Annotated in this window: 18 protein-coding genes; 13 read left to right on the plus strand and 5 right to left on the minus strand. The window is 66.2% G+C overall.

Features of this window, described 5'->3' with window-relative positions:
* Complete coding sequence (locus AC1KVE_RS08720) at positions 1-222, minus strand: AbrB/MazE/SpoVT family DNA-binding domain-containing protein (protein ID WP_016903820.1); 222 nt, start codon at positions 220-222, stop codon at positions 1-3.
* A 161-nt stretch (positions 223-383) separates the two neighbouring features.
* Here AC1KVE_RS08720 and lexA point away from each other — a divergent pair, with 161 nt between their 5' ends.
* The 4 genes from lexA to AC1KVE_RS08740 all read left to right on the plus strand — a co-directional run bounded on the left by lexA (position 384) and on the right by AC1KVE_RS08740 (position 6,480).
* The gene (lexA, locus tag AC1KVE_RS08725) at positions 384-989 is read left to right on the plus strand and encodes a transcriptional repressor LexA (protein ID WP_046341994.1); all 606 of its coding nucleotides are present in this window, start codon (positions 384-386) and stop codon (positions 987-989) included.
* A 1-nt stretch (position 990) separates the two neighbouring features.
* Complete coding sequence (imuA, locus tag AC1KVE_RS08730; RefSeq protein ID WP_024938648.1) at positions 991-1,644, plus strand: translesion DNA synthesis-associated protein ImuA; 654 nt, start codon at positions 991-993, stop codon at positions 1,642-1,644.
* A 9-nt stretch (positions 1,645-1,653) separates the two neighbouring features.
* The gene (locus AC1KVE_RS08735) at positions 1,654-3,072 is read left to right on the plus strand and encodes a Y-family DNA polymerase (RefSeq protein WP_024938649.1); all 1,419 of its coding nucleotides are present in this window, start codon (positions 1,654-1,656) and stop codon (positions 3,070-3,072) included.
* Between the two features lie 156 nt (positions 3,073-3,228).
* Complete coding sequence (locus AC1KVE_RS08740) at positions 3,229-6,480, plus strand: error-prone DNA polymerase (RefSeq protein ID WP_481092760.1); 3,252 nt, start codon at positions 3,229-3,231, stop codon at positions 6,478-6,480.
* Between the two features lie 146 nt (positions 6,481-6,626).
* Here the strand turns inward: AC1KVE_RS08740 and AC1KVE_RS08745 are convergent, their stop codons facing one another.
* Positions 6,627-6,830, minus strand: a complete 204-nt coding sequence (locus tag AC1KVE_RS08745; protein WP_080715734.1) for a hypothetical protein — start codon at positions 6,828-6,830, stop codon at positions 6,627-6,629.
* An 82-nt stretch (positions 6,831-6,912) separates the two neighbouring features.
* On the opposite strand from AC1KVE_RS08745, the gene AC1KVE_RS08750 reads away from it, so the two are divergent.
* The 3 genes from AC1KVE_RS08750 to AC1KVE_RS08760 all read left to right on the plus strand — a co-directional run bounded on the left by AC1KVE_RS08750 (position 6,913) and on the right by AC1KVE_RS08760 (position 12,117).
* Positions 6,913-8,505, plus strand: a complete 1,593-nt coding sequence (locus tag AC1KVE_RS08750; protein ID WP_039530119.1) for an alpha/beta hydrolase family protein — start codon at positions 6,913-6,915, stop codon at positions 8,503-8,505.
* 211 nt (positions 8,506-8,716) lie between these two features.
* On the plus strand, positions 8,717-9,535 hold the full coding sequence (locus AC1KVE_RS08755; protein ID WP_104560795.1) for an HDOD domain-containing protein: 819 nt from the start codon (positions 8,717-8,719) through the stop codon (positions 9,533-9,535).
* Between the two features lie 611 nt (positions 9,536-10,146).
* Positions 10,147-12,117, plus strand: a complete 1,971-nt coding sequence (locus tag AC1KVE_RS08760) for an OPT family oligopeptide transporter (RefSeq protein WP_047125795.1) — start codon at positions 10,147-10,149, stop codon at positions 12,115-12,117.
* A gap of 10 nt (positions 12,118-12,127) precedes the next feature.
* On the opposite strand, the gene AC1KVE_RS08765 is transcribed toward AC1KVE_RS08760, so the two are convergent.
* Positions 12,128-12,358 carry a hypothetical protein gene (locus tag AC1KVE_RS08765; protein WP_481092761.1) on the minus strand — a complete coding sequence of 77 codons (231 nt, stop codon included), beginning with the start codon at positions 12,356-12,358 and terminating at the stop codon, positions 12,128-12,130.
* A 582-nt stretch (positions 12,359-12,940) separates the two neighbouring features.
* Here AC1KVE_RS08765 and AC1KVE_RS08770 point away from each other — a divergent pair.
* From AC1KVE_RS08770 to AC1KVE_RS08785, 4 genes are all read left to right on the plus strand, one after another.
* Entirely contained in the window at positions 12,941-13,789 is an 849-nt protein-coding gene (locus AC1KVE_RS08770; RefSeq protein WP_481092762.1) for a transporter, read from the plus strand.
* Positions 13,790-14,091: 302 nt separating this feature from the next.
* Positions 14,092-16,518 carry a glucose/quinate/shikimate family membrane-bound PQQ-dependent dehydrogenase gene (locus AC1KVE_RS08775; RefSeq protein ID WP_481092763.1) on the plus strand — a complete coding sequence of 809 codons (2,427 nt, stop codon included), beginning with the start codon at positions 14,092-14,094 and terminating at the stop codon, positions 16,516-16,518.
* Positions 16,519-16,751: 233 nt separating this feature from the next.
* Complete coding sequence (locus AC1KVE_RS08780) at positions 16,752-18,038, plus strand: carbohydrate porin (protein ID WP_481092764.1); 1,287 nt, start codon at positions 16,752-16,754, stop codon at positions 18,036-18,038.
* Positions 18,039-18,210: 172 nt separating this feature from the next.
* The gene (locus AC1KVE_RS08785; RefSeq protein WP_481092765.1) at positions 18,211-20,331 is read left to right on the plus strand and encodes a S9 family peptidase; all 2,121 of its coding nucleotides are present in this window, start codon (positions 18,211-18,213) and stop codon (positions 20,329-20,331) included.
* A 101-nt stretch (positions 20,332-20,432) separates the two neighbouring features.
* Here the strand turns inward: AC1KVE_RS08785 and AC1KVE_RS08790 are convergent, their stop codons facing one another.
* Positions 20,433-20,837, minus strand: a complete 405-nt coding sequence (locus tag AC1KVE_RS08790; protein WP_481092766.1) for a hypothetical protein — start codon at positions 20,835-20,837, stop codon at positions 20,433-20,435.
* 333 nt (positions 20,838-21,170) lie between these two features.
* Here AC1KVE_RS08790 and AC1KVE_RS08795 point away from each other — a divergent pair, with 333 nt between their 5' ends.
* Both AC1KVE_RS08795 and AC1KVE_RS08800 read left to right on the plus strand, forming a co-directional pair.
* Positions 21,171-21,641: a hypothetical protein gene (locus AC1KVE_RS08795; RefSeq protein ID WP_065031898.1), complete on the plus strand. Its 471-nt coding sequence runs from the start codon at positions 21,171-21,173 to the stop codon at positions 21,639-21,641.
* A gap of 126 nt (positions 21,642-21,767) precedes the next feature.
* Complete coding sequence (locus tag AC1KVE_RS08800) at positions 21,768-22,493, plus strand: PAS domain-containing protein (protein WP_481092788.1); 726 nt, start codon at positions 21,768-21,770, stop codon at positions 22,491-22,493.
* 830 nt (positions 22,494-23,323) lie between these two features.
* Here AC1KVE_RS08800 and AC1KVE_RS08805 read toward each other — a convergent pair.
* Complete coding sequence (locus AC1KVE_RS08805) at positions 23,324-25,432, minus strand: catalase (RefSeq protein ID WP_046342001.1); 2,109 nt, start codon at positions 25,430-25,432, stop codon at positions 23,324-23,326.
* Positions 25,433-25,511 lie beyond the last annotated feature (79 nt).

A 25,511-nucleotide genomic window follows, 5' to 3' on the forward strand; every position in this document is an offset into this window, starting at 1 on the left:
TTATTGCGCCAGCTTGTGCAGCAACGCGCGGCGGTTGCGCATCACCTGCTCGGCCACATCCATCTGCGCGGCCAGGGTCGGGTCGAACGCGGTCAGCTTGATGCCGTCGGGCGTTTCCAGTGCATAGAGTTCGTCGCCCTTGCCCAGGCGCAGGCGGGCGAGCAGTTCCTTGGGCAGGATGACGCCAGCGGAATTGCCGATGGAGGTGATCTTGAGCTTCATGGTCGACGCCCTCGTTAGTACGTAAGTTATAACTCCGTCTCCAGCCGATCACAAGCCCGTCCTGGCTGAAGCGGCTCAGCAACCTGCATGGGCCGATCTCGCCTGCTGCGACCGACAGGTGTACAAATGTACACCTTGTCCCGGCCGGCCGTTGCACTCCCATGGAATCTCTCTCCCCCAAGCGTCAGGCGGTGCTGGCTTTCCTGCAGGAGCAGGCCCGTGCAGGGGTATCCCCCAGCCTGGCCGAGATTGCGCAGGCGTTCGGGTTCGCCTCGCGCAATGCCGCGCAAAAGCACGTGCAGGCGCTGGCCGAGGCCGGGTTGATCGAGCTGTTGCCCAATCAGAAGCGTGGCATCCGCATGCCGGGCGGGGCCGCGCGCGATGCCTTGCTGGCCTTGCCGGTGCTGGGCCGGGTGGCGGCCGGTGTGCCGATCGGGGCGGATATCGGCCTGGACCGGCAGTTGTGGCTGGACCGCACGCTGTTCTCCTTGCGCCCGGACTATCTGCTGCAGGTGCAGGGCGATTCGATGATCGACGACGGCATCCTGGACGGCGATCTGGTCGGCGTGCATCGCAGCAGCGAGGCGCGCGATGGGCAGATCGTGGTGGCGCGGGTGGATGGCGAAATCACCATCAAGCGACTGGAGCGGGGTGCCGAACGCATCCGCCTGTTGCCGCGCAACCGCGCGCACGCGCCGATCGTGGTGGCGGCCGATGCCGACTTCGCGATCGAAGGACTGTACTGCGGTCTGATCCGGCAGGGTTGAGATGAGCCAGGAGCCCGCCCGCATCAGGCAGGACGGCAACGCGGCAGTCGCCCTGCCGCTGGACGCCCTGCTGGCCGCGCGCACGGTGTGGCGCGCGGGTCGTGGCACCGCCATCGCCCATGGCGGCGAATCCACCGGGCATGCGGCGCTGGATGCGCTGCTGCCCGATGGCGGCTGGCCGCGGCGGGCACTGACTGAGTTGCTGCTGCCCGCGCACGGCGTGGGCGAGATCGCCCTGCTGTTGCCCACGCTGGCGCGCATGACCGGCGCCAGCAGCCGGGTGGTGCTGGTGGCGCCGCCGTTCATTCCCTATGCGCCGGCCTGGCAGGCGGGCGGCGTAGTGCTAGAACATCTGGAAGTGGTGCAGGCCGAGCCGCGCGACGCCTTGTGGGCGTTCGAGCAATGCCTGCGCAGTGGCGCATGCGCGGCGGTGCTGGGCTGGCCGCAGACCGGCGATGCACGCGCATTGCGGCGGCTGCAGGTCGCCGCCGACAGCGGCAACTGCTGCGCGTTCGCGTTGCGTGATCGCAAGCATGCGGTCAATGCATCGCCGGCGGCGTTACGGCTGGAATTCCTGCCCGAGCGCGATGCCTGGCAGGTACGCAAGTGCCGCGGCGGGCAGGTCCCGTCGCAGCCGTTGCGGCTGGCGCATTGAGGCGCGCGCATGTTGTGGGCCTGCATCTTGCTGCCGCAGCTGGCGCTGGACGCCGTCCTCCGGCGTCTGGAAGATCCGGACGCACCGCTGGCGTTGGTGGAAGGGCCGGCGCAGTTGCGCAGCCTGCACTCGGTCAATGCAGCGGCGTCCGCCGCCGGACTGAAAGCCGGCATGCGGCTGTCGGCGGCGCATGCGCTGATGTCCCATGTACGCACCATCGATTACGAGGCCCAGGCTGAGGCGCGCACGCAGCGGTTTCTCGCGGCGTGGGCGTACCGGCACAGTTCGTTGGTGAGCCAGCAATGGTCGCGTGCCATCGTGCTGGAGGCCGGTGCCAGTTTTCGGTTGTTCGGTCCATGGCCGCGTTTCGAGCGCCGCCTGCGCGATGAACTGCAGGCCTTGGGCTTCCGGCACCGGCTTGCACTGGCACCTACGCCGCGCGCCGCGCGCGTGCTGGCCGGTTTGCGCGATGGCATGGTGGTGACGCAGTTGCCGGCCTTGCACGCCACGCTGGACAAGGTGCCGGTACGCCGCGCCGCGTTGCCGGGCGATGCCGGCGAGCGCCTGCAACACATGGGCGTGCGCACGCTGGCGGCGGTGCGCGCGTTGCCGCGCGATGGGCTGCGCCGGCGGTTTGGCGCGGGCCTGCTCGAGCATCTGGACCGCCTCTACGGCCAGGTCGACGACCCCCTGGAGTGCTACGCGCCACCGGACCACTTCGACCAGCGTGTGGAACTTGGCTACGAGGTGGAAATGCATCCGGCGCTGCTGTTCCCGCTGCGGCGCCTGATCGGCGACCTGTGCACCTACCTGTCCATCCGCGACGGCGGCGTGCAACGGTTCCTGCTGCGGCTGGAACACGAGGAAGGCGCCACCGATGTCGAGATCGGCTTGCTGACGCCGGAGCGCGCGCCGACGCTGTTGTTCGAGCTTGCGCGTAACCGGCTGGAGCGGGTGGAGATTCCACGCCCGGTAGTGGCGATGCGCCTGCTGGCGCGGCAGCTGCCACCGTTCGTGCCGGCCATGCGCGATCTGTTCGATCAACGTGCGCAGCAATCGGTGGAGTGGCCGCAGCTGCGCGAGCGCCTGCGCGCGCGGCTGGGCGATGAGGCGGTGTACCGCGTACTGCCGGCCGACGACCCGCGCCCGGAACGTGCCTGGCGGCGCGCCATTGGCGATGCGGTGCGCGACGTTGCGGCGCCGCCGCGTCCGCCGCGCCCGACCTGGCTGTTGCCGCAGCCGGTGCCCCTGCACGAGACGCAGCTGCGCATCATCTCCGGCCCGGAGCGGCTGGAAAGCGGCTGGTGGGACGACGACGAGGCGCGCCGCGATTACTACGTGGTGGAAACCGCACGCGGCCGGCGTGGCTGGGCGTTCGCCGCTCCTGGCCGTGTCGATGGCTGGATGCTGCACGGGTGGTTCGCATGATCGGTTGCGTGCCCTTGCAGCATCAGAGCGTTGTCTGCGGGGCTGGTCATCGCAGCGGTGCCGCACGCGTCCGAGGCCACGTAGCGAAGAAGCAAACACAACGTGTCGATCTGCAGCGCATGTGTGGTGGCAGCGCGATGTCGAAGAGGTGCGCGCATGAGCTGGGATGACGCCGTCGACGGCGTGGACCGCGATACGCCCGGTGGACGCATGCCGCGCGCCTGGACGGTCGCCGCGCGGTTGCGCGCTGCAAACGACGACATCGCCCATGCCATGGTTGCCGATGGGTTGCCTGCCTATGCCGAGCTGCACTGCCTGTCGGATTTTTCGTTCCTGCGCGGCGCCTCCAGCGCCGAACAATTGTTCATGCGCGCGCAACACTGCGGCTACAGCGCCCTGGCGATCACCGACGAGTGCTCGCTGGCCGGCATCGTGCGCGGCCTGGAAGCCTCGCGCGCCACCGGCGTGCGCCTGATCGTCGGCAGCGAATTCACCCTGGTTGATGGCACCCGCTTCGTGCTGCTGGTGGAAAACGCGCACGGTTATCCGCAGTTGTGCGCGCTGATCACCACCGCGCGGCGTGCGGCAGGCAAGGGCGCGTATCGGCTCGGGCGTGCCGAGGTGGAGGCGCAGTTTCGCGCGGTGGAACCGGGCGTGTTCGCGCTGTGGTTGCCCGGTGCGCAGCCGCAGGCCGAGCAGGGCGCCTGGCTGCAGCAGGTGTACGGCGAGCGTGCATTCCTGGCGGTGGAACTGCACCGCGAACAGGACGATGCGGCGCGGTTGCTCGCCCTGCAGCTGCTGGCGCAGCAACTGGGCATGACCGCTCTGGCCAGCGGCGATGTGCATATGGCGCAGCGGCGCGAGCGCATCGTGCAGGACACCCTGACCGCCATCCGCCACGGCTTGCCGTTGGCCGAGTGCGGCGCGCACCTGTTCCGCAACGGCGAGCGCCATCTACGCACGCGGCGTGCCTTGGGCAACATCTATCCGGATGCGCTGTTGCAGGCCGCGGTGGACCTGGCGCAGCGCTGCAGCTTCGATATCTCCAGGCTTGAATACACCTATCCGCGCGAACTGGTGCCGCAAGGGCATACGCCGGCGAGTTATCTGCGACAGCTCACCGAAGAGGGGATGCGTGAGCGGTGGCCGGATGGAACGCCGCCAAAGGTACGCGCCGACATCGAGAAGGAACTGGCGCTGATCGCGCATAAGAGCTACGAGGCCTTCTTTCTCACCGTGCAGGACGTGGTGCGCTTCGCCCGCGAGCAGCACATCCTCTGCCAGGGCCGTGGCTCATCGGCCAACTCGGCGGTGTGTTATGCGTTGGGCATCACCGCGGTCAACCCGGATGAAACGCGTCTGTTGATGGCACGCTTCCTGTCCGAAAAACGCGACGAGCCCCCGGACATCGACGTCGATTTCGAGCACGAACGCCGCGAGGAGGTGCTGCAGTACGTCTACAACAAGTACGGCCGCGAACGCGCGGCATTGGCGGCGACGGTGATCTGCTATCGCGGCAAGAGCGCCGTGCGCGATGTGGCCAAGGCTTTCGGCCTGCCGCCGGACCAGATCGCGTTGCTGGCCAATTGCTATGGCTGGGGCAATGGCGAAACGCCGATGGAACAGCGCATCGAAGAGGCCGGGTTCGATCTGGCCAACCCACTGATCAACAAGATTCTTGCGGTGACCGAGCAGCTGCGCGATCACCCGCGCCATCTGTCGCAGCATGTCGGCGGTTTCGTCATCTCCGACCAACCCCTGTCGCTGCTGGTGCCGGTGGAAAACGCCGCCATGGCCGACCGCACCATCATCCAGTGGGACAAGGACGATCTGGAAACCATGAAGCTGCTCAAGGTCGATTGCCTGGCGCTGGGCATGCTGACCTGCATCCGCAAGACGCTGGAGCTGGTGCGCGGCCACCGCGGGCGCGATTACAGCATTGCCACGCTGCCAGGCAATGACGAGCCGACCTACAAGATGATCCAGCGCGCCGACACCGTGGGCGTATTCCAGATCGAGTCGCGCGCGCAGATGGCGATGCTGCCGCGGCTCAAGCCTGCGGTGTTCTACGACCTGGTGATCGAAGTGGCGATCGTGCGCCCCGGCCCGATCCAGGGCGACATGGTGCACCCGTATCTGCGCCGGCGGCAGGGGCGCGAGGACGTGAACTACCCCTCGCCAGAGGTGGAGGACATTCTCAAGCCGACGCTTGGAGTTCCGCTATTCCAGGAACAGGTGATGGAGCTGCTGATGCACGCTGCCGATTACAGCGAGAGCGAAGCGGACAATCTACGCCGCTCGATGGCCGCCTGGCGGCGCGGCGGCGACATGGAACAGCACCGCGCACGGGTGCGCGAGCGCATGCAGGGCAAAGGCTACGCCTCCACCTTCATCGACCAGATCTTCGAGCAGATCAAGGGCTTCGGTTCCTACGGTTTCCCGCAAAGCCACGCCGCCTCGTTCGCCAAGCTTGTCTACGCCAGCTGCTGGCTCAAGCGCCATGAGCCGGCGGCCTTCGCCTGCGGGCTGCTCAATGCGCAGCCGATGGGCTTCTACTCGGCCAGTCAGATCGTGCAGGACGCACGCCGCGGCAGTCCCGAGCGTGCGCGCGTGGAGGTGTTGCCTGTGGACGTGTTGCACAGCGACTGGGACAACACGCTGGTCGGTGGCCGGCCCTGGCGCAGCGACGACGACCCCGGCGAGCAACCGGCGATCCGGCTGGGCATGCGCCAGATCGCCGGGTTATCGGAAGTGGTGGCCAACCGCATTGTCGCGGCACGCGCGCAGCGGGCCTTCGCCGATATCGGCGATCTGTGCCTGCGCGCCGCACTCGACGAAAAGGCGCGCCTGGCATTGGCCGAAGCCGGCGCCTTGCAGGGCATGGTGGGCAATCGCAATGCTGCGCGTTGGGCGATGGCTGGCGTGGAAGCGCGTCGGCCGTTATTACCGGGCAGCCCTGAAGAACGCACGGTGACGTTTGAAGCCCCGCGCGCAGGCGAAGAGATCCTGGCCGACTATCGCTCGGTCGGCCTGAGTCTGCGCCAGCATCCGATGGCACTGCTGCGCCCGCAGATGCAGCAACGGCGCATCCTCGGCCTGCGCGACCTGCAGGGCCGCCATCACGGCAGCGGCGTGCATGTCGCCGGCCTGGTCACCCAGCGCCAGCGCCCGGCCACCGCCAAGGGCACCATCTTCGTCACCCTGGAAGACGAGCACGGCATGATCAACGTCATCGTCTGGTCGCATCTGGCGCTGCGCCGCCGCCGCGCACTGCTGGAATCGCGCCTGCTGGCCGTGCGCGGCCGCTGGGAACGCGTGGACGGCGTGGAGCATCTCATCGCCGGCGACCTGCACGACCTCAGTGACCTGCTCGGCGAGATGCAGCTGCCCTCGCGCGATTTTCATTGAAACTTTGTCTGGTCTGCGATTGCTGGTAAATTTCGCGCTCAGTTTGCACACGACATGGAGCAGTACGTGCGGAAAAGGATTTTCATTGCGGCCTTGGGGTTGCTGATGGCTGCCGGCAATGCCGCAGCGCAGGTGGATGTTGGCGCCTATATCAAAAAAGACAAGTTTGCCGATATCAAGCTATCGCCCAGCGGCGCGTTTTTCGCCGCTACCGTACCGATGGAAGACAAGACCGCCCTGGCGATCGTGCGGCGTTCGGACAACAGCATGGGCGCGACCTTTGTGCTGGAGAAGAACACGTATGTGAGCGACTTTGCCTGGGTCAGCGAGACGCGTGTGTTGATCTCCATCGCACAGAAATACGGTCTGCTCGACAAGCCGTTGCCGACCGGCGAGCTGTATGCCATCAATGCCGATGGCACTGGTGTCGAGTTGCTGGTGGGCTATCGTGCTCGAGGCACCGGGCTTGGCACCAATATCAAGGTCAAGAAAACCGAAGCAGTTGCCGCATTCCTCACCGATACCTTGCCCGACGACGATCGCAACGTGGTCGTCGGCATCTGGCCGTTGTCAGGGCAGGACCCGTACACGCGCGCAGAAAAGCTCGACGTCAACACAGGTCGGCGCCTTCCGCTGGCGCGTGCCCCGATTCAGCGCGCCAGCTTCACCACCGACCACCATGGCGAGGTGCGTTTTGCGCAGGGCGCAGGCTCGGACAATGTCAGCAAGCTGTATTACCGCGTTGGTGGTGGAACCGAGTGGACGCTGCTCAACGACGAACAGGCCAGCGGCCGCATCGAAACCCCACTGGGCTTTTCGCAGGACGAGCGCATTGCCTACCTGCGCGTGCAGGCTGCCGATGGCCCCGATGCGATCGTGGCTTGGGACATCCAGGCCAATCGCCGTGAACAGGTGCTGCGTGACGCAGTGGCCGATCCCCTGGGCGTCATCTATCGCAACGGCACCACGATCCCGGTGGGTGCCATTTTCATGGCTGACCGTCCGCGCAGCCGCTTTTTCGACGAGCAGGGCCCCGAGGCGCGGATGTATCACAGCCTGGAGGCCGCCTTCGCCGGCAACGCCGTGCGTATCACCTCCAGTACCAGCGATGGCCGCTACGTCATGTTGCAGGTCGATTCGGGCAGCAACCCTGGCGATTTCTATGTGTTCGATACGCAGGAGAAAAAAGCCCAGCACGTGATCAGCCGACGCGACTGGTTCGATCCCGAGCGCACCGCGACCGTGCAGCCCATCGCGCTGCAGGCACGCGATGGCGTGCCGTTGCATGGCTACCTCACGCTGCCGCGCACCGGCGCGGCAAAGAACCTGCCGATGGTGGTGATGCCGCATGGCGGCCCGTTCGAGATCTTCGACAGCTGGCAGTTCGACGACGACGCGCAGTTGCTGGCGCAGGCCGGCTATGCGGTGCTGCAGATCAATTTCCGTGGTTCCGGCAATTACGGTCGCGCTTTCCAGCATGCCGGCGCGCGCCAGTGGGGCGGCACCATGCAGGATGACGTCACCGACGCCACGCGCTGGGCGGTGACGCAGGGCTATGCAGATGCGCGCAAGATCTGCATCTTTGGTGCAAGTTATGGTGCGTATGCAGCTCTGATGGGGGCAGCCAAGGAACCTGGGTTGTATGCCTGCGCGGCCGGCTATGTCGGCGTCTACGACCTGCCGATGATGTTCACCAGCGGCGACATCCAGAAGCGCGGCTCAGGCGAAAACTATCTGAAGCAATGGCTGGGCGATCCGGCAACCCTGGCCGCACGCTCGCCGGTCCATCTGGCCAAGCAGATCAAGGTTCCGGTGTTCCTGGCGGCCGGTGGCGAGGACGAGCGCGCGCCGATCCAGCACAGCAAGCGCATGGAGGCGGCATTGCGCCAGGCCGGAACGCCGGTGGAGACCTTGTACTACGACACCGAAGGCCACGGGTTCTATACCGAGCCGCATCGGCGTGCGTTCTATACGCAGTTGCTGGCGTTTCTGGCCAAGTCCCTGGATGGTGCCAAGGCCAAGTAGTGGTGTCGACGCACGCATATCGGGATCTTGACGGCCGCGCTGTCCATGATGGCCGTCGCTACGCGACCGGCGGGGCAGCCCGCCGCAAGGCGATGACGCAAAAGCCCGGGTGAATAGCCGCCGTGGCGGGGCATCGTCATCCAACCGGTCTGTGCTACACCATGCACGCCGGCGCGGCCGCGCTGGCTTACCTTTCATCCACGAGGCGATCATGAAGTTGGAGGCGTTGTTCGACCAGTTGCACACCTTGCCCACCGTGCCCGAGGTGGCGCAGGACCTGATTGCCCGGTTCGACGATCCGGCAACCAACATCGATGTGCTGGCGCACACCATCGAGCGCGATCCGGTGATCGCCGCCAAGGTGCTGCGGCTTGCCAATTCGGCGCGCTTCCACGGCCTGCGCGACTCCACCAGCGTGGAAGACGCGGCCATGCGGCTGGGCTTCAACACGCTGCGCACCCTGGTGCTGGCCTCGGCGATGACGGGTGCGTTCCGCGCCGGCCCGGGCTTCGATCTGAAGGCGTTCTGGCGGCACAGTTTCGAGGTGGCCGGCATCTGCCGCCTGCTGGCGCGCCAGCACGGCGTGGATCCGGAAACCGCCTTTACCTGCGGCATGATGCACAACATCGGCGAGCTGCTGATCCAGTCCGGCGCGCCGGATTACGCCAGCCGCATCAATCACGACAGCTCATCGGCCGGCCATGCCGCCGAAGAAACCCTGCAGCTGGGCTTTGGCTACCCGGAGGTCGGCGCCGAGCTGGTGCGTCGCTGGCAGCTGCCTGTCGTCATCCAGGAAGCGATCGCCTATCAGGTCCGCCCGGCCGCTGCCCCGGAAGGTGCGCGGATGCCGCTGCTGGTCGCCCAGGCGGTGCAGGTGTCCGACGCGCTGCGTGCACATGGTGGCGCCACGCCGGCGGCGTTGGAGGCGGTGCGCGGTCCGTTGATGGACACGGTGGATCTGGATGCCTTGTTCGCCGCGTTGCCGGACGTGATCGAGGCCGACCGCGCGTTTGCCGAACTGCTGCATTGATTGGACAGCCGCGCCGACGCCGCCAGCGTCGGCGCAGCCGCTGACGCACCATCGCCGGCAGCAGATCCCTGACGTGCAGGAAAAACGGCAGCGTCCAGTGCTCACGGCGATAGCGATGTAACGGCAACGCGTGCCCGCCGCTGCAGCAGCAGACCAGTCGGCCCTTACGGGCGCGCGGCCTCATCCGCGACCCCTCATCAGCGCACTGTCCCGCCAGCACGGGCGGCAGGCGACCGCCGGTACGAGCGATGGACGTGATGACGAGTCCATCGCTCGTTGTCACCTATCGGCCACGGCGCGCGTCGCTCATGGCGCCTCCGTCGGTCGACGAGCCGGAAGATCGCATCGCCGCACCCTGACGCCGTATGCCGCTGGTCTGCATGCCATGCAGCAGTGTCCGCCACCTCCATACCGTGCGACCTCATGCGCTTGCGATCCGCATGCGCGATGCAGTCGCCGACACACGCTGATACGCGCCTGTTGTCCCCGTCGCCACATTCCCGGGCATTCCAGCCGCCACAGCAGGCACAGTGTCACGCCGCGGCGCAGCTGGACGGAACCCCGTGTAGGCGCTAGCGTGGTCCGGATTTTTTGCCACAGGGGAACTGCCCATGAGCCATGACGCGCAGCCGCGCCAGCTCACCTTCCGCGCCGTCGTGCTGGCCATCGTGCTGGCGGTGGTGCTTTCGGCCGCCAACGCCTATCTCGGCCTGTTTGCTGGCCTGACCATCGCCACTGCCATTCCGGCTGCGGTCGTCTCGATGGGCGTGCTGCGCCTGCTCGGCGGCGGCACCATTCTGGAAAACAATATCGTCCAGACCGGTGCCTCGGCCGGTTCGTCGATCGCGGCCGGGGTGATCTTCACCATCCCCGCGTTGGTGATCATGGGCTATTGGCCTGACTTCAAATACTGGTGGGTGCTCGGCATCGCCGGCATGGGTGGCTTGCTCGGGGTGCTGTTCTCGGTGCCGTTGCGGCGCTCGATGATCGTCGAAGACCCGCTGCCGTTCCCCGAAGGCAAGGCGGCGGCCGAGGTGCTCAAGGCCGGTGAAAACCCCGGCCCGGGCCTGAAGATCCTGGCGATGTCCGGTGCGATCGGCGCGCTGGTCAAGCTGGGTGCGGCCAGCGGCCTGCGGGTGATCCCGGACACCTGGGCGCAGGCCACCTACCTGGGCAGCAGCCGCCTGGTCGGCTATCTGGGCACAAACCTGTCGCCGGCGCTGCTGGGGGTGGGCTACATCGTCGGCCTGAATGTCGGCATCGTGGTGCTGTCCGGGTCGATCCTGTCCTGGCATATCGCCATTCCGCTGTATCAGCAGTTCTTCATGGGCAGCGACCCGGCCCTGGCGCAGAGCCTGGTCGGCGCGCCAGCGGCCGACGCGGCATTCGGCATCTGGGGCGCGAAGATCCGTTACCTGGGTGTCGGCGCGATGCTGATCGGCGGCGTATGGACGCTGTTCTCGCTGCGCAAGTCGCTGTTGTCCGGCGTCAAGAGCGGCTTTGCCGCCGCGCGCAAGAGCGGCGGCGGTGTGGTCGCCGAGACCGAGCGCGACCTGCCGATGAAGTGGATGCTGGCGGCGCTGGTGCTGTGCACCTTGCCGCTGCTGGGCCTGTACCAAGCGATCGTGCAGCAGTGGCACGTGTCGATCCCGATGACCATCATCATGATCGTGGCCGGCTTTCTGTTCGTGTCGGTGTCCGGCTATCTGGCCGGCCTGATCGGTTCGTCCAACAACCCGGTCTCGGGCATCACCATTTCCACCATCCTGTTCGCCTCGGCGGTGCTGGTGCTGTTGCTCGGCAAGGATGGTCTGGTGCCGGTCGGCATCGGCGCGGCGCCGTTGGGTGCGGTGGCGGCGATCATGATCGGCGCGGTGGTGTGTTGCGCGGCAGCGGTGGGCGGCGACAACCTGCAGGATCTCAAGGCCGGCTATCTTGTCGGCGCCACGCCATGGAAGCAGCAACTGATGCTGGGCATCGGCGCGTTTTCCTGCGCACTGATCATGGCGCCGGTGTTGAACCTGCTGGCGCAGGCCTACGGCATTGGCCCGGCCACGCCGCAGCACCCCAACTCGCTCGCTGCGCCGCAGGCCACGCTGATGGCCTCGGTCGCCAAGGGTCTGTTCGGCGGGCAGCTGCCGTGGTCGATGATTGCCATCGGTGCCGCAGTGGGCGCGGCGATCATCGCGCTGGACGAATGGCTGAAGAAGACCGGCAAGCGCTTCCGCGTGCCGGTGCTGGCGGCGGCGATCGGTATCTACCTGCCGCTGGAGCTGATGGTGCCGATCTTCCTCGGCGGCCTGATCGCGCACCTGGTGGAGCGCTTCCACAAGATCCGCGCCGACGACGAAGATGGCCGCGACCGCGTGCATCGCCCGGGCGTGCTGTTCGCCGCCGGCCTGATCACCGGCGAGGCGTTGATGGGGATCGCCATCGCGGTGCCGATCGTGCTGTCCAGCCGCGCCGATGTGCTGGCGTTGCCGGCCAGCCTGCAGCTCAACCAATGGTTCGGCCTGGCGATTCTCGCCCTGGTCGGCTGGCTGCTGTACCGCGTCGGCAAGCGCGGCGAACAGACCGCCTGAGGGTGACGCTTCACCAAGGCATGCGCCCGCGCGCTGCCTCTCGACGGACACGCATCGCTGGATGCGTGTCCGTTTTTCGTTGTGGCATTGAAACCGGATTGCCGCTGTTCTGATTGCCTTGCCGCAGACGCGGTTCGAATGCGGCCCTGCTGCCGAACGCGCAAGTGCAGCAGCATGCCGGCAAGGCATGGTGCACCGAATCGATGCCGTGACCGCACAGCGGCACATCCAGTTCGAACATTCCTGCATGCTCGTGCATTGCCACCGTGAGCGGACCTGCCTTGTCACTGCAGGGCAACGTCATTGGCGCATCTGACCAATCGCCTGACACCGCCAGCGCAGCTGCACCGCGCCAACGCATCAAGCGTTTGCCGATCGCGCAATGCACGCACAAGGCTCAGGCCATCGCGTCTGCACCACCGCAGCGCCTTTGCGCCGGCTTTACGCCCCACCCAGGCCTCGTGCATAGCGACTTTATGCGGCTGCTCCGTATCGTGCCGTCTCCCGCACCGATGGTGCACCACGGCGACCGCATGCCTCGATCGATCCCGGTGACGCGCCACGGCGCAGCTCATCGCTCCGCCTGACCCCAATAAATGATGGTGTGGAAAAGCGACTCACATCACGCTGTGCGACATCCGCACACTGTTGAGGCCGCTTTTGTCACCGACGGCGTTTTCGGACCTGCCGACGCCTATAAGATCGATTGGCAACACGCCGCCCTCCAGCGGCCATGCAGTCGTTCGACATCCACGCGCATTCCCCCTCCCACTGCTGGCCGTTCACGCGATCTGGCCAGCGTCTTGCCATGGAAACCACTGCAATGCTGACTGCTGCTATCTCCCACCGTTCCACCCGCGCACGCCGTGCCCCCGTGTTGAGCATCGCCCTGGCCGGTGTGCTGTGCAGCCTTGCGCTGCAGGCGCAGGCACAGGAGGCCACCGACGCGGCGCTGTGTACCGATCGCCCGACCAAGGCCAATTCCACCTGTACCGTGCCAACCGGCGCCTGGCAGCTGGAAACCGACATCGGCAGCTACACCCGCGACAGCCAGCCCGGCACGCGCATCGAAACCTCGGTGTTCACCAATCCCACGCTCAAGTACGGCGTCAGCGACCGCATCGATCTGCAACTCAACTGGGCCCCGCAGCTGCAGGTCAAGACCACCGACCGTGCCACCGGTGCGCGCAGCAGCCTGAGCGGTGGCGGCGATATCTTTCTGCGCATGAAGGCGCGTTTCTACGAAAGCGACACCGCCAGCGTGGCGTTGCTGCCGTTCGTCAAGGCACCGACCGCGCGCACCGGCCTGGGCAACGACGAGTGGGAAGGCGGCGTCGCATTGCCGATCAATTTCGCGCTGCCCAACAGCTTCTCGCTGACCTTCGGGCCCGAGGTGGATTGGTTGGCCGACAGCGATGGCAGCGGCAAGCATGTTGCGCTGATCAATGCGATCAACCTGGCGCATCCGCTCACCTCCAAGTTGTCGATGGCGGTGGAAGTGTGGTCCTCGATCAACCGCGATCCGGCGCAGACCATCGAGCAGTATTCGGCCGACATCGCCGCTGCGTATCTGCTCAATCCGCTGCTGCAGCTGGATGTGGGCGCCAATTTCGGCCTCAACGACCGCACCCCGGACGCGCAGGTGTATGTGGGCATGTCGCACCGCTTCTGACGCGCGCAGCGCGCGCTGCGCACACAAAACGCCGCTGCGGTCCGCGCCTGTGCGGACTGCAGTGTTCCGCAGGCAACCGCTTCAGATATGTAATAACTACCCGGTGCGGTGCGACACTATGTCGTCAGTCTGCCGGGCATGCCGGTGCCGGTCTCGCCAGAGGTACGCGGGCCGGGGAGGGGAGTGACAGAAAGTGGGCAGTGATGCTGCCTCTACTGGCCGTCGTGCGGGCACCTTGCAGCATCCAGATCGGAATGCCGGGCGCAGTGCAGGGCGGAATCTCCTGATCGAGGTGTTGCAACGTGGAAACGAAATCGAAGTTGCCGGTCCCGGGCCGGGCATTGCTGCTGGTGCTGGGCATGCTGGTCGCGCTGGTGGGGCTGATCTTTCTGCTGGGTGGCGCGAGGTTGGCCAGCCTGGGCGGCAGCTGGTACTTCCTGCTGATGGGCCTGGCGACCGCTTTGGCCGGTGTGCTGATCGTGCTGCGTCGGCCGGCCGGTGCGCTGGTGTACGGCGTCGCCTTCGCGCTGACGCTGGTGTGGGCGCTGTGGGATGCGGGGCTGGAGTTCTGGCCGCTGGTCTCGCGGCTGATGCTGCCTGCGGGGTTCGCCGTGCTGGTGGCACTGGCCTGGCCAGCGCTGCGGCGCAGCCGGGCGTCGCCGAGCGGGCGCACGGCCTATGGCGTGGCGACGGTGCTGGCGCTGGCGGTAGTGGCCGGGATCGGCGGCATGTTCGTGCCGCATCCGCCGGTCGCAGGCAACGCGGGGCCGGGCATGACGGCGGTGCCGCCTGGAAGCGTGCAACAAAACTGGTCCGCCTACGGCAATACCGATGGCGGCAGCCGCTTCGCTGCGCTGGACCAGATCAACCGCAGCAACGTCGACCGGCTGCAGGTCGCCTGGACCTACCACACCGGCGAGATCGCCAACAGCGACGGCAACGGTGCCGAAGATCAGCTGACCCCGCTGCAGGTGGGCGAGAAGGTGTTCCTGTGCACACCGCACAACAATCTGATTGCGCTCGACGCCAGCACCGGCAAGCAGCTGTGGCGGCGCGAGATCAATGCGACCTCGTCGGTCTGGCAGCGCTGCCGTGGCCTGGGCTACTTCGACGCCGACGCGGCGTTGCCGACGCCGAGCGTGGCCAATCCCTCGCCGATCGCCGCAGTGACGGTGGCGCAGGACGCCAACTGCCGTCGCCGCCTGTTCACCAACACCATCGATGGTCGCCTGATCGCGGTGGATGCGGACACCGGTGCGTTCTGCCAGGGCTTCGGCAGCAACGGTCAGGTCGATCTCAAGGCCGGCCTGGGCGCTGCGCCGGATCCGTTCTACCAGCTGACCTCGCCGCCACTGGTGGCCGGCACCACCGTGGTGGTGGGCGGGCGCGTGGCCGACAACGTGCAGACCGACATGCCTGGTGGCGTGGTGCGCGGCTTCGATGTGGTCACCGGCGCGCAGCGCTGGGCCTTCGACCCTGGCAATCCGCAAGATCGCCAGGCGCCGGCCGCCGGCAGCAGCTATGTGCGCAGCACGCCGAACGTATGGGCACCGATGTCCTACGACGCGGCGATGAACACCGTGTTCCTGCCGCTGGGCGGGCCGTCGACCGATCTGTACGGCGCCGAGCGCACCGCGCTCGATCACCGTTACGGCGCCTCGGTGCTGGCGCTGGATGCCACCACCGGTGCGGAGAAGTGGGTCTACCAGACCGTGCACAACGATCTGTGGGACTTCGACCTGCCGATGCAGCCCAGCCTGATCGACTTCCCCAACCGGGACGGCAGCCACACCCCGGCGGTGGTCATCGGCACCAAGGCCGGGCAGATCTACGTGCTCGACCGCGCCACCGGCAAGCCGCTGACCGAGGTCAGGGAAGTACCGGTGAAGGGCTCGGATATTGCACACGAGCAGTACGCGCCGACCCAGCCGCTGTCGGTCGGCATGCCGCAGATCGGCACCAAGCACCTGACCGAATCGGACATGTGGGGCGCCACTGCGATCGACCAGATGCTGTGCCGCATCGCGTTCAAGCAGATGCGTTATGAAGGCCTGTATACCGCGCCGGGCACCGATGTCTCGCTGAGTTTCCCCGGCTCGCTGGGCGGCATGAACTGGGGAGGCCTGTCGACCGACCCGGTGCATGACGTCATCTTCGCCAACGACATGCGCCTGGGCTTGTGGGTACAGATGATTCCTGCCGACACCCGCAAGGCCGAGGCGGCCGGTGGTGGCGAGGCGGTCAATACCGGCATGGGCGCCGTGCCGCTGAAGGGCACGCCGTATGCGGTCAACAAGAACCGCTTCCTGTCGGCGCTGGGCATTCCGTGCCAGGCGCCGCCGTACGGCACGCTCAGCGCGATCGACCTCAAGACGCGCAGCATCGCCTGGCAGGTGCCGGTGGGGACGGTGCAGGACACCGGCCCGTTCGGCATCAAGATGCATCTGCCGATCCCGATCGGCATGCCCACGCTGGGCGGCACGCTGTCCACCCAGGGCGGGCTCGTGTTCATCGCCGGCACCCAGGACTACTACCTGCGCGCGTTCGACAGTGCCACCGGCAAGGAACTCTGGAAGGGCCGCTTGCCGGTCGGCAGTCAGGGCGGGCCGATGACCTACGTCTCGCACAAGACCGGCAAGCAGTACGTGGTGATCAGTGCCGGCGGTGCGCGGCAGTCGCCCGATCGTGGCGATAACGTGATCGCCTACAGCTTGCCTGACGCGCACTGACACCGCCCACCGGTGACCACGTCGGCAGCTGCGTCGGCGTGGTCACGGAGCGGCCGACAAACCTCGCGCGCGCCTGACGGCTGCGCACTCGCGTCAGCCGCTGTTGGCTGCAACCCGACGGCCGGGTGTCTGGCACATCCCGGCCAACGCTCCCGTTACCGCAGCGGCGCTTTGGCACACCGCCATGCATCGCCACCGATGGCCGTGCACGCTGCCCCGATCAGAGAACCACGATGCATCGTCTGTCTTTCCTCCCGCGCCGCAGTGCGCTGGGCTACGCCTTGTTGCTGGCACTGCCGGCCACCGCAGTCGCCGCGGGCGATACCACGCGGACCGGCGACTGGGGTGGGCGCCGGTCCGCCTGGGCCGAGCAAGGCGTGAGCGTCCGCGGCGACTACGTGTCCGAGACGTTTGGCGTGGTGGACGGCGGCTACGAAAACACCAGCGCGCGCTATGCACAGCAACTGCGGGTGGGCGTGGATCTGGACATGGCCAAGCTCGCCGGCTGGGGTGGTGGCAGCCTGCACGTCACCATCAACGACCGCCGCGGCCGCAGCACTTCCGCCGACCTGGTCGGCAATCGCTTCCCCATCCAGGAAGTGTACGGAGGCCAGTACACCCGCCTGAGCGAGTTCAGCTACGACCGCAGCTTCAACCAGGGCAGGACGTATCTGAAACTGGGCTTCTATGCGATGGGCAACCAGTTCGCTTCGCACACGTTGCTGGTGAACTTCGTCAATGCTGCGTTCTGCGCGCATCCGCTGGCGTTTTCGGCCAATAGCGGCTGGTACAACTATCCGGCCGCGCGCTGGGGCATCGAAGGCGCGCAGCAGCTGACCCCGCAGCTCAACCTGCATGCCGGCTGGTTTCAGGTCAACCCGAATCTGGGCTTCGGTACCCGCGACACCTACGCGTTCGAGCCGTTCGCCAGCGGCACCACCGGTGCGATCTTTCCGCTCGAATTTACCTGGAAGCCGGCCGCCGCGGGCTACCCGGGCGTGTACAAGTTCGGCGGCTATTACGACTCCTCGTCGGTACCCAGGCGTGGGCTGGATACCAGCCGCAGCACCGGCCGCGACGGCGCCTATCTGCTGGTCGAACAGAAACTGTTCACCCCGGGAGCGGACCCCGGCATCGGCCTGACCGGATTCGCCCAGTACATGGCCAGCGACCACGACAGTGCGCTGATGACACGGTGGTATTCGGTTGGCGGGGTGTACCAGGGCATCGGCACGCGCACGCAGGACCGCATCGCACTCGGCTATGTGGCCGGCAGGATCAATCATCGGCTGCTTGATGCACGCCGCGCAGAACTGATCGATGCCGGCGTGGCGGCCGATTCGCCACTGGCCGGGCTGAGCGCTGCCGAAGAGCTCTACGAGCTCGCCTACAGCGCGCAGATCACGCCGTGGCTGATGTTGCGCCCGGACCTGCAATACATCGTCAACCCCGGGACCTACGCCTATACCCACACGCGCAATGCAGTGGTGGTCGGGCTGCAGGCCAAACTCACGTTCTGAGTGCGTGCCCACAGCGTGGCGCGCCGTTGCCGCACGGCGCACTGCGCGCTGTGCGCATTCGGCGCCTTGCAGGGCGGCCACGTGCGGCGCCTGCGGGCGCATGACCTTGTGCCTTTGCGCGTGCGCCGCAGCAACGCCTACCATCGACGTTTTGCCGTTGCAGGAACTCTCGATGAAGCTTCGTTACGCCGTGCTGCCCCTGTGTCTGTTGACCGCCTTGCCAAGTCTTGCCGCTGCGCGCGGATTCGATGTGCGCGACATGGTCGCGCTGGACCGGGTGTCTTCGCCCACGCTCAGCCCCGACGGCAGCGTGCTGGTGTTCGCCAAGCGGCAGGCCAAGAGCAGCAACGGCAAGCCGGCCACCGGCCTGTGGACGCGCAATCTGCGTACCCGCGATGCCGCGCCGCCCAGGCGGCTCACTCCCGACGGCTGGAACGTCAACAGCCCGGCGCTGTCGCCGGACGGCAAGACGGTGTACTTCCTCAGCAGTAAATCCGGTACGCAGCAGCTGTACGCGCAGCCGCTGGCCGGCGGCGCGCCGCAGCAGTTGACCGCCTTTACGGTGGATGTGGACAGCTACAAGCTCTCGCCCGACGGCAAGCGCATCGCCTTCAGTGCCGGCGTGTTCCAGGACTGCGGCTCGGACCTGGGTTGCACCAAGAGCAAGCTCGCCAACCTCAAGAGCGCCAAGGCCAGCGGCGTGGTCTATGACCAGTTGTTCGTGCGGCATTGGGATACCTGGAACGATGGCCGCCGCAACACCTTGTTCGTCGCCGACCTGCCGGCTGCCGGCGGCAAGGCCGTGGCCGGTGCCTCGGCGATCAGCGCCACGCTGGCCGGCGATGCGCCCTCCAAGCCGTTCGGCGGCAACGACGATTACGCCTGGTCGCCCGACGGCGGCAGTGTGGTGGCCAGCGTGCGCGTGCCGCAGCCGCATGGGCCGGAAACCGGCAAGAAGGCAAGCGCCGGCGCCAAGCCCACCGGCAACGACGAGCCGTGGCAGACCAACTTCGACCTGTACCGCCTGGATGCGGCCGGCAAGGCCGCGCCGGTCAATCTGACCGCGTCCAACCCGGCCTGGGATGCCGGCCCGGTGTTCAGCAGCGACGGCAAGACGCTGTACTACCGCGCGATGAAACGCCCCGGTTTCGAAGCCGACCGCTTCGGCCTGATGGCGATGGACGTGGCCAGCGGCAAGAGCCGCGAGATCGCCCCCAAGTGGGACCGCTCGGCCGGCGAGATCGTCTTGAGCGCCGATGGCGCCAGCCTCTACACCAGCGCCGATGACCTCGGCGAGCATCCGTTGTTCAAGATCGACATCGCCAGCGGCCAGGCGACCAAGCTGGTGGGCGAGGGCAGCGTGCATGCGCCGACCCTGGCCGGCAACACGCTGGCGTTCACCCGCAACTCGCTCAAGAGCGGCGACCAGGTCTTTGTGAGCGACGTGCAGGGTCAGGGTCTGCGTGCGATCACCCAGAGCGCCGGCGAGTTGCTGCCGGAGGTGCAGTTCGGCGATTACGAGCAGTTCCAGTTCAAGGGCTGGAACAACGACACCGTGCACGGCTATGTGGTCAAGCCGTACAACTACCAGGAAGGCAAGACCTACCCGGTGGCATTCCTGATCCACGGCGGGCCGCAGGGCAGCTTCGGCAACGGCTGGAGCAACCGCTGGAATCCGCAGACCTACGCCGGCCAGGGCTATGCGGTGGTGATGATCGACTTCCACGGCTCCACCGGCTACGGCCAGGAATTCACTGATGCGATCAGCCAGCATTGGGGCGACCGCCCGCTGGAAGACCTGCAGAAGGGCTGGACCGCCGCGCAGAAGCAGTACGGCTTCCTCAATGGCGACAAGGCCTGCGCGCTGGGTGCCAGCTATGGCGGCTACATGGTCTATTGGATGGCCGGCAACTGGAATCAGCCGTGGAAGTGCCTGGTCGACCACGACGGCGTGTTCGACAACCGCACCATGGGCTACGCCACCGAGGAACTGTGGTTCAGCGAATGGGAAAACGGCGGCACGCCGTGGCAGAACCCGGCCGGCTACGAGAAGTTCAACCCGGTGCTGCACGTGGACAAGTGGAAGGTGCCGATGCTGGTCATCCACGGCCAGCAGGATTTCCGCATCCCGGTCGAGCAGGGCCTGGCCGCGTTCACCGCGCTGCAGCGCAAGGGTATCGATTCCAAGTTCCTGTACTTCCCGGACGAGAATCACTGGGTACTCAAGCCGGACAACAGCGTGCTGTGGCACGACACCGTCAACAGCTGGCTGAAGCAGCATATCGGCCAGTGAGGTCGCGACCGGCACGCCGCCTGGAGCGGCGTGCCGGTTGGTGCGGCGATGACGCGTGAGACCTCGGCCTTTGATGCGGGTCGCAGGGTTGTTCGGTTTGCTCAGTTCGGCAGCTGATCGCGTTTGGCCAACTGGCCTTCGACGATCTGCAGGATCTCCGCCACCGCGATGCCGAACGAGCCGGCATTGCCGGCATCGAAGGCGGCCTTCCATTCTGCATAACCCGGCAGGTAATCCTGATTGGGCGCGGCAGTGCCGACGTGTTCGGCAGCGCTGCGCTCCAGGGTCTGCGCGATCACCGGGATGTGCGGCAGCGCGTCCAGGATCCCATCGGGCAATCCTGCGTGACGTACCTGGATGTCGCTGATGCTCACGTGCAGGATCTGGCCGCCGTGGGGATGCACATCGATCTGGTTGATCAGCAGCAGCGGGGTCTCGGTTTCGGTGCGCCCACGGCAGCGCCAGAGCTGGCCGACCGCATAGACGGGGGAGGTGGTGTCGGGCATCGGGTACTCCACGATCAAACCGCAATGATGCAACGCGCTTGCGGAGATGGCGACTCTGCCGCCATACCGGCCATGCGGGGGTTGGTCCGGCGTTCGACCCGAGGTCTGCGCAATCGCGCTTCGCCAGTCAGACGATGTTCGCAGATGCGGTGTTGCGTGCTGGCAGCGTCCACGCCTGGATGAGTCCGCTTGCGGCGCGCTGAGATTGCCTGGATCGCCGCATCTGGCTGAATGCCAGTATGAGCCAGCAGTGCCGCAGTGCACGCAAGCCATGTCAAAATAGCGATTCTTTAACTTCCTCAACTCCCTGCCAGGATCGCAAGGACCGTTTGCATGCGCACCTTGTTCCGCCCCTCACTGTGGGCGCTCGCCCTCGTCTGTAGTCCTGCCCTGAATGCCGCATCGCGGCCCGCCGCCGTGCCCGCGCGTGCGCCCGTGGCTGCGACTGCCGCGGTTGGCACCGATGCGGTGGCCAGCGATCCGGGCGTGCCGCTGCCGGCCACGCTGAAGCCCGGCATGGGCTACCGCGCGTTTGCGCAGGCGGTGATGGAGCAGGGCTGGCAGCTGGTGGATCCGCTCGCCGCCGACAGCTGCATGGCCGCCGGCGATTGTGCCGTCGAGTTCATCGCACCCGGCGGCAGTGCACGCCTGCAGGTGCAGGTTGGCTCGCAGTCCGGCGCGGCGGTGGTCAGTGGCTGGCGCGCGCAGCAGGTGCCGCTGGATCGCATCGGCAACCCCACCGCAGCGGCGGTGGACAGCAAGGCTGCGCCGGCCGCGTCCAAGGTGGCCGACAACCCGCGCTGAGCCAGTGCGCCGGCGTCTGGGGCGCGCGGCGTATCATGGCGCTGCATGCGCTGCGGCCTGCAGCGGTGGCGCGCGTTAGCCCAGCTGCGTCTTTCCTGATCCCGAGTCCAGTCCCGCATGACCTCCATGAAGAGCATCGATCCTGCCGATCTGGAAGCGTTGTTCGATGCGGTGCCGGACGTGCTGTTCTTCGTCAAGGATCGCGAGGGCCGCTATACCCACGTCAACCAGACCATGCTGCGGCGCCTGGGCCTGAAATCGCGCAAGGAACTGATCGGCAAGCGCGTTGCCGAGGTCTATCCCAGCGGGCTGGGCGCAAACTACGCCAATCAGGACGAGCAGGTGCTGGCCGGTGAAGTGATCGACAACCTGCTGGAACTGCATCTGTTCGCCAACCGCGAACCGGGCTGGTGCCTGACCTGCAAACGTCCGCTGCTGGTCGACGGCAAGGTGCAGGGCATCATCGGCATCTCGCGCGATCTGGGGCCGCAGGACGGGCACGAATCGCAGTACGAAAAACTGCGGCTTGCGCTGGCGTACCTCAACGCCAACTACGCGCAGAACGTGCGCATGCAGGCGCTGGTGGAGATCACCGGGTTTTCGATGTCCAAGCTGCAACGCTCGTTCCGCAAGGTGTTTCAACTCACCCCGCAACAGGTGCTGGCCAAGCTACGCCTGCAGATGGCGATGCATCTGCTGCACGGAAACAAGAGCCTCACCGAAATCGGGCATGCCTGCGGTTTCAGCGATCAGAGCGCCTTCGCACGGCAGTTCAAGCTGGCGGTCGGCATGACGCCACGCGAGTACCGCGCGCTGGCGAACGCGGCGCAGTTTACTGCCGAACCGGCTTAGCGCGCCTGAGCAAGACGACTGCTCAGTTGCTGAGTCGGTCGAGCACGGCTTCTCTGTAATGCTTGCGGGGAGCTGCGTGAATCCATCGGGATTCCGGGTTGCAGTTTCGTTTGGTAGATGCAGTCGAAAGCCTGGTGAGTCGAGTGTGCGGCGCCCCCACCGCTTGCGGGACACGCCGTGAATCCGTCCATGGAGGCTCGGTGGCGGCATCCATGCCGCCACACGGTCCCGCAAGCGGCGAGGGCACCGCACCAGACAGTTGGTCGGCTGTTTTCCTGAAAGCTTGTTGCTCAGCCTGGGCAGAAGAGAAGTTGGTCGGTCACGTGTTGAAGCCTGTCGACTATTTCGCTTGCAACGAGAAGGCGGTGAGAAGCCAGTTGGACCCAGAGTGATCCACACAGCGCACCGCATGCTCTTGCTTGCAAACGTGCACACCGATTCTCTCGACGGGTCCTTGCCCGCCCACCGTCGCGGGACCTTACGCGGCATGGATGCCGCGTAAGAGCCTACAAGGACGTACTTGCGGCGTGTCCTGCGATGGTGGGTGGGCAAGGGCCTCGCAGCCAAACCGCAGCCCGCCGCTCTACTGCCGAGCTGGCAGCGCGCGCCCACACCCCAAAGACACAACCGCGCAACGACATAAAGACAGCCAGGATTCCAAGTCGCAGCATTGTTTAGTAGACGTGGCCAAAACAGTGGCTGAAGGCCGGCCGTTGCACAGGACGCGTTGATCTACTGCTGAAGATGAGTTGCTACCCGCATAAACGACTTGGGCGCAAACGACGTAGAAGTCGTTCGCGCCCAAGCCTGCGCAGCCCATGCGGATGTGGTTACGCCAACATGCGCACCTTCGGTTCGCGTGCCCACTGGCGGGTCTTGGCGGCAGTGATGAATGCCTTGGTATCTGCCGCCGCGATCACACCCGCGTCCTTGCCGACATTGCCGGCCTTCAGCAGCAGCTGCGCGCCATCGTCGAAGGCGATTGCCTTCAGATGCGCCCACGCATTGCTGACGAAATCCAGCGCCGCCGATTCGCGTGTCAGCGCCTTGGCAGCTTCCGACGACAACACTACCGCCACCGCATCGAACACCACCGAAGGTGTGCCGGCCAATTGACCGTCGGCAGCCAGTTGCTTGCCGTCGCTGAGCTTGGCGCCACCCAGTTTCGGCGCGACGATCTTGACCGTGGCACCGGCGGCTTCGGCAGCCTTGCGCACCGCCTTGATCGTCGCTGCATCGGAGCCGTCGTGAATCAGGATACCGACCGTGCGGCCCTGCAAGGTGTCCTTCATCTTGCCGATCAGCTGCAAGGCAGGCGACAGCGGCATGTCGGTCGGTGCGACCGCAGCCGGCGGTGCCGGCGGCAACGTGGTCATGCCCATGCCATCGGCCACACGCTGTGCCAGCGTCGGGTCGATGTGACGCAGGTGACCGACGATGGCTTCGCGCACGTGCGCGGTCTCCACCTTGGACAACTCGAACACCAGCGCCGATGCCATATGCGCCTGTTCCGGTGCGGTCTGGCTGCGGAAGAACATGCGTGCCTGGCTGTAGTGATCGGCAAAACTTGCTGCGCGTACGCGGCCCTTGGCGCCGTCTTCGGCCGGTGTCGCATGGCTGGGGAATCCACGCAGCGCCTCACGCGGTGCATCGGCCTGCAATGAGCTGGGTTCGTAGGCGACACGGCCCTTGGGGACGCCCATCTGCATATGGCCGTCGCGCTGGTTGTTGGCGAACGGGCACTTGGGCGCATTGACCGGGATCTGGTGGAAGTTCGGCCCACCCAGGCGGCTCAGTTGCGTATCCAGATACGAGAACAGGCGGCCCTGCAGCAGCGGATCGTTGCTGAAGTCGATGCCGGGCACGATGTTGGCCGGGCAGTACGCGACCTGCTCGGTCTCCGCGAAGAAGTTGTCCGGCCAGCGGTCGAGCACCATGCGGCCCACGATCTGCAGCGGCACCAGTTCTTCCGGAATGACCTTGGTCGAATCCAGGTGATCGAACGGGAATGCATCGGCTTCCGCCTCGGTGAACAGCTGCACCCCCAGCTCCCACTCGGGGAAGTCGCCGTTCTGGATCGATTCGAACAGATCGCGACGATGGAAGTCCTGGTCGGCGCCGGCAATCTTCACCGCCTCGTCCCAGATCGTGGACTGCAGGCCGAGCTTGGGGCGCCAATGGAACTTGACGAAGGTGCTGTCGCCCTTTTCATTGAGGAAACGGAAGCTGTGGATGCCGAAGCCTTCGATCATGCGCAGCGAGCGCGGAATGGTGCGGTCGCTCATCGCCCACATGATCATATGCATCGATTCGGGGCTCAGCGAGATGAAGTCCCAGAAGGTGTCGTGCGCACTGGCGGCCTGCGGGAAACCGCGGTCCGGTTCCATTTTCACCGCGTGGATCAGGTCCGGGAACTTCATCGAATCCTGGATGAAGAACACCGGGATGTTGTTGCCCACCAGATCCCAGTTGCCTTCCTTGGTATAGAACTTCACCGCAAACCCGCGCACGTCGCGCGGCGTGTCCACCGAGCCGGCACCACCGGCGACGGTGGAAAAACGCGTGAACAACGGCGTCTTCTCGCCCACTTCAGTGAAGATCTTGGCGGTGGTGTACTGGCTCAACGACTTGGTCAGCTCGAAATAGCCATGCGCCGCGCTGCCACGTGCGTGCACGATGCGCTCGGGGATGCGCTCGTGATCGAAGTGGGTGATCTTCTCGCGCAGGATGAAGTCTTCCAGCAACGTCGGCCCGCGCGGCGTGGCGCGCAGCGAGTTCTGGTTGTCGCCAACCGGAATGCCCTGGTTGGTGGTCAGCTGCGGATGGGTGCCGCCGGCCTTCTGATGCAATTCATCGCCCGTGCCGCGCAACGTTTCGGGAGTTGCGCTGACAGCAGCGGTGGACGGAAGTTGCGCGGACTTGCTGGGGGACTTGGGCATGGGACTCCACTCTGGCGGGCTTGAGATGCGGGCTGATCCACTGAGCCTGGGAGTGGCGCTGTTAAGTGCACGTGTCTGC

The sequence above is a fragment of the Xanthomonas sp. NCPPB 2864 genome, from assembly GCF_056675615.1.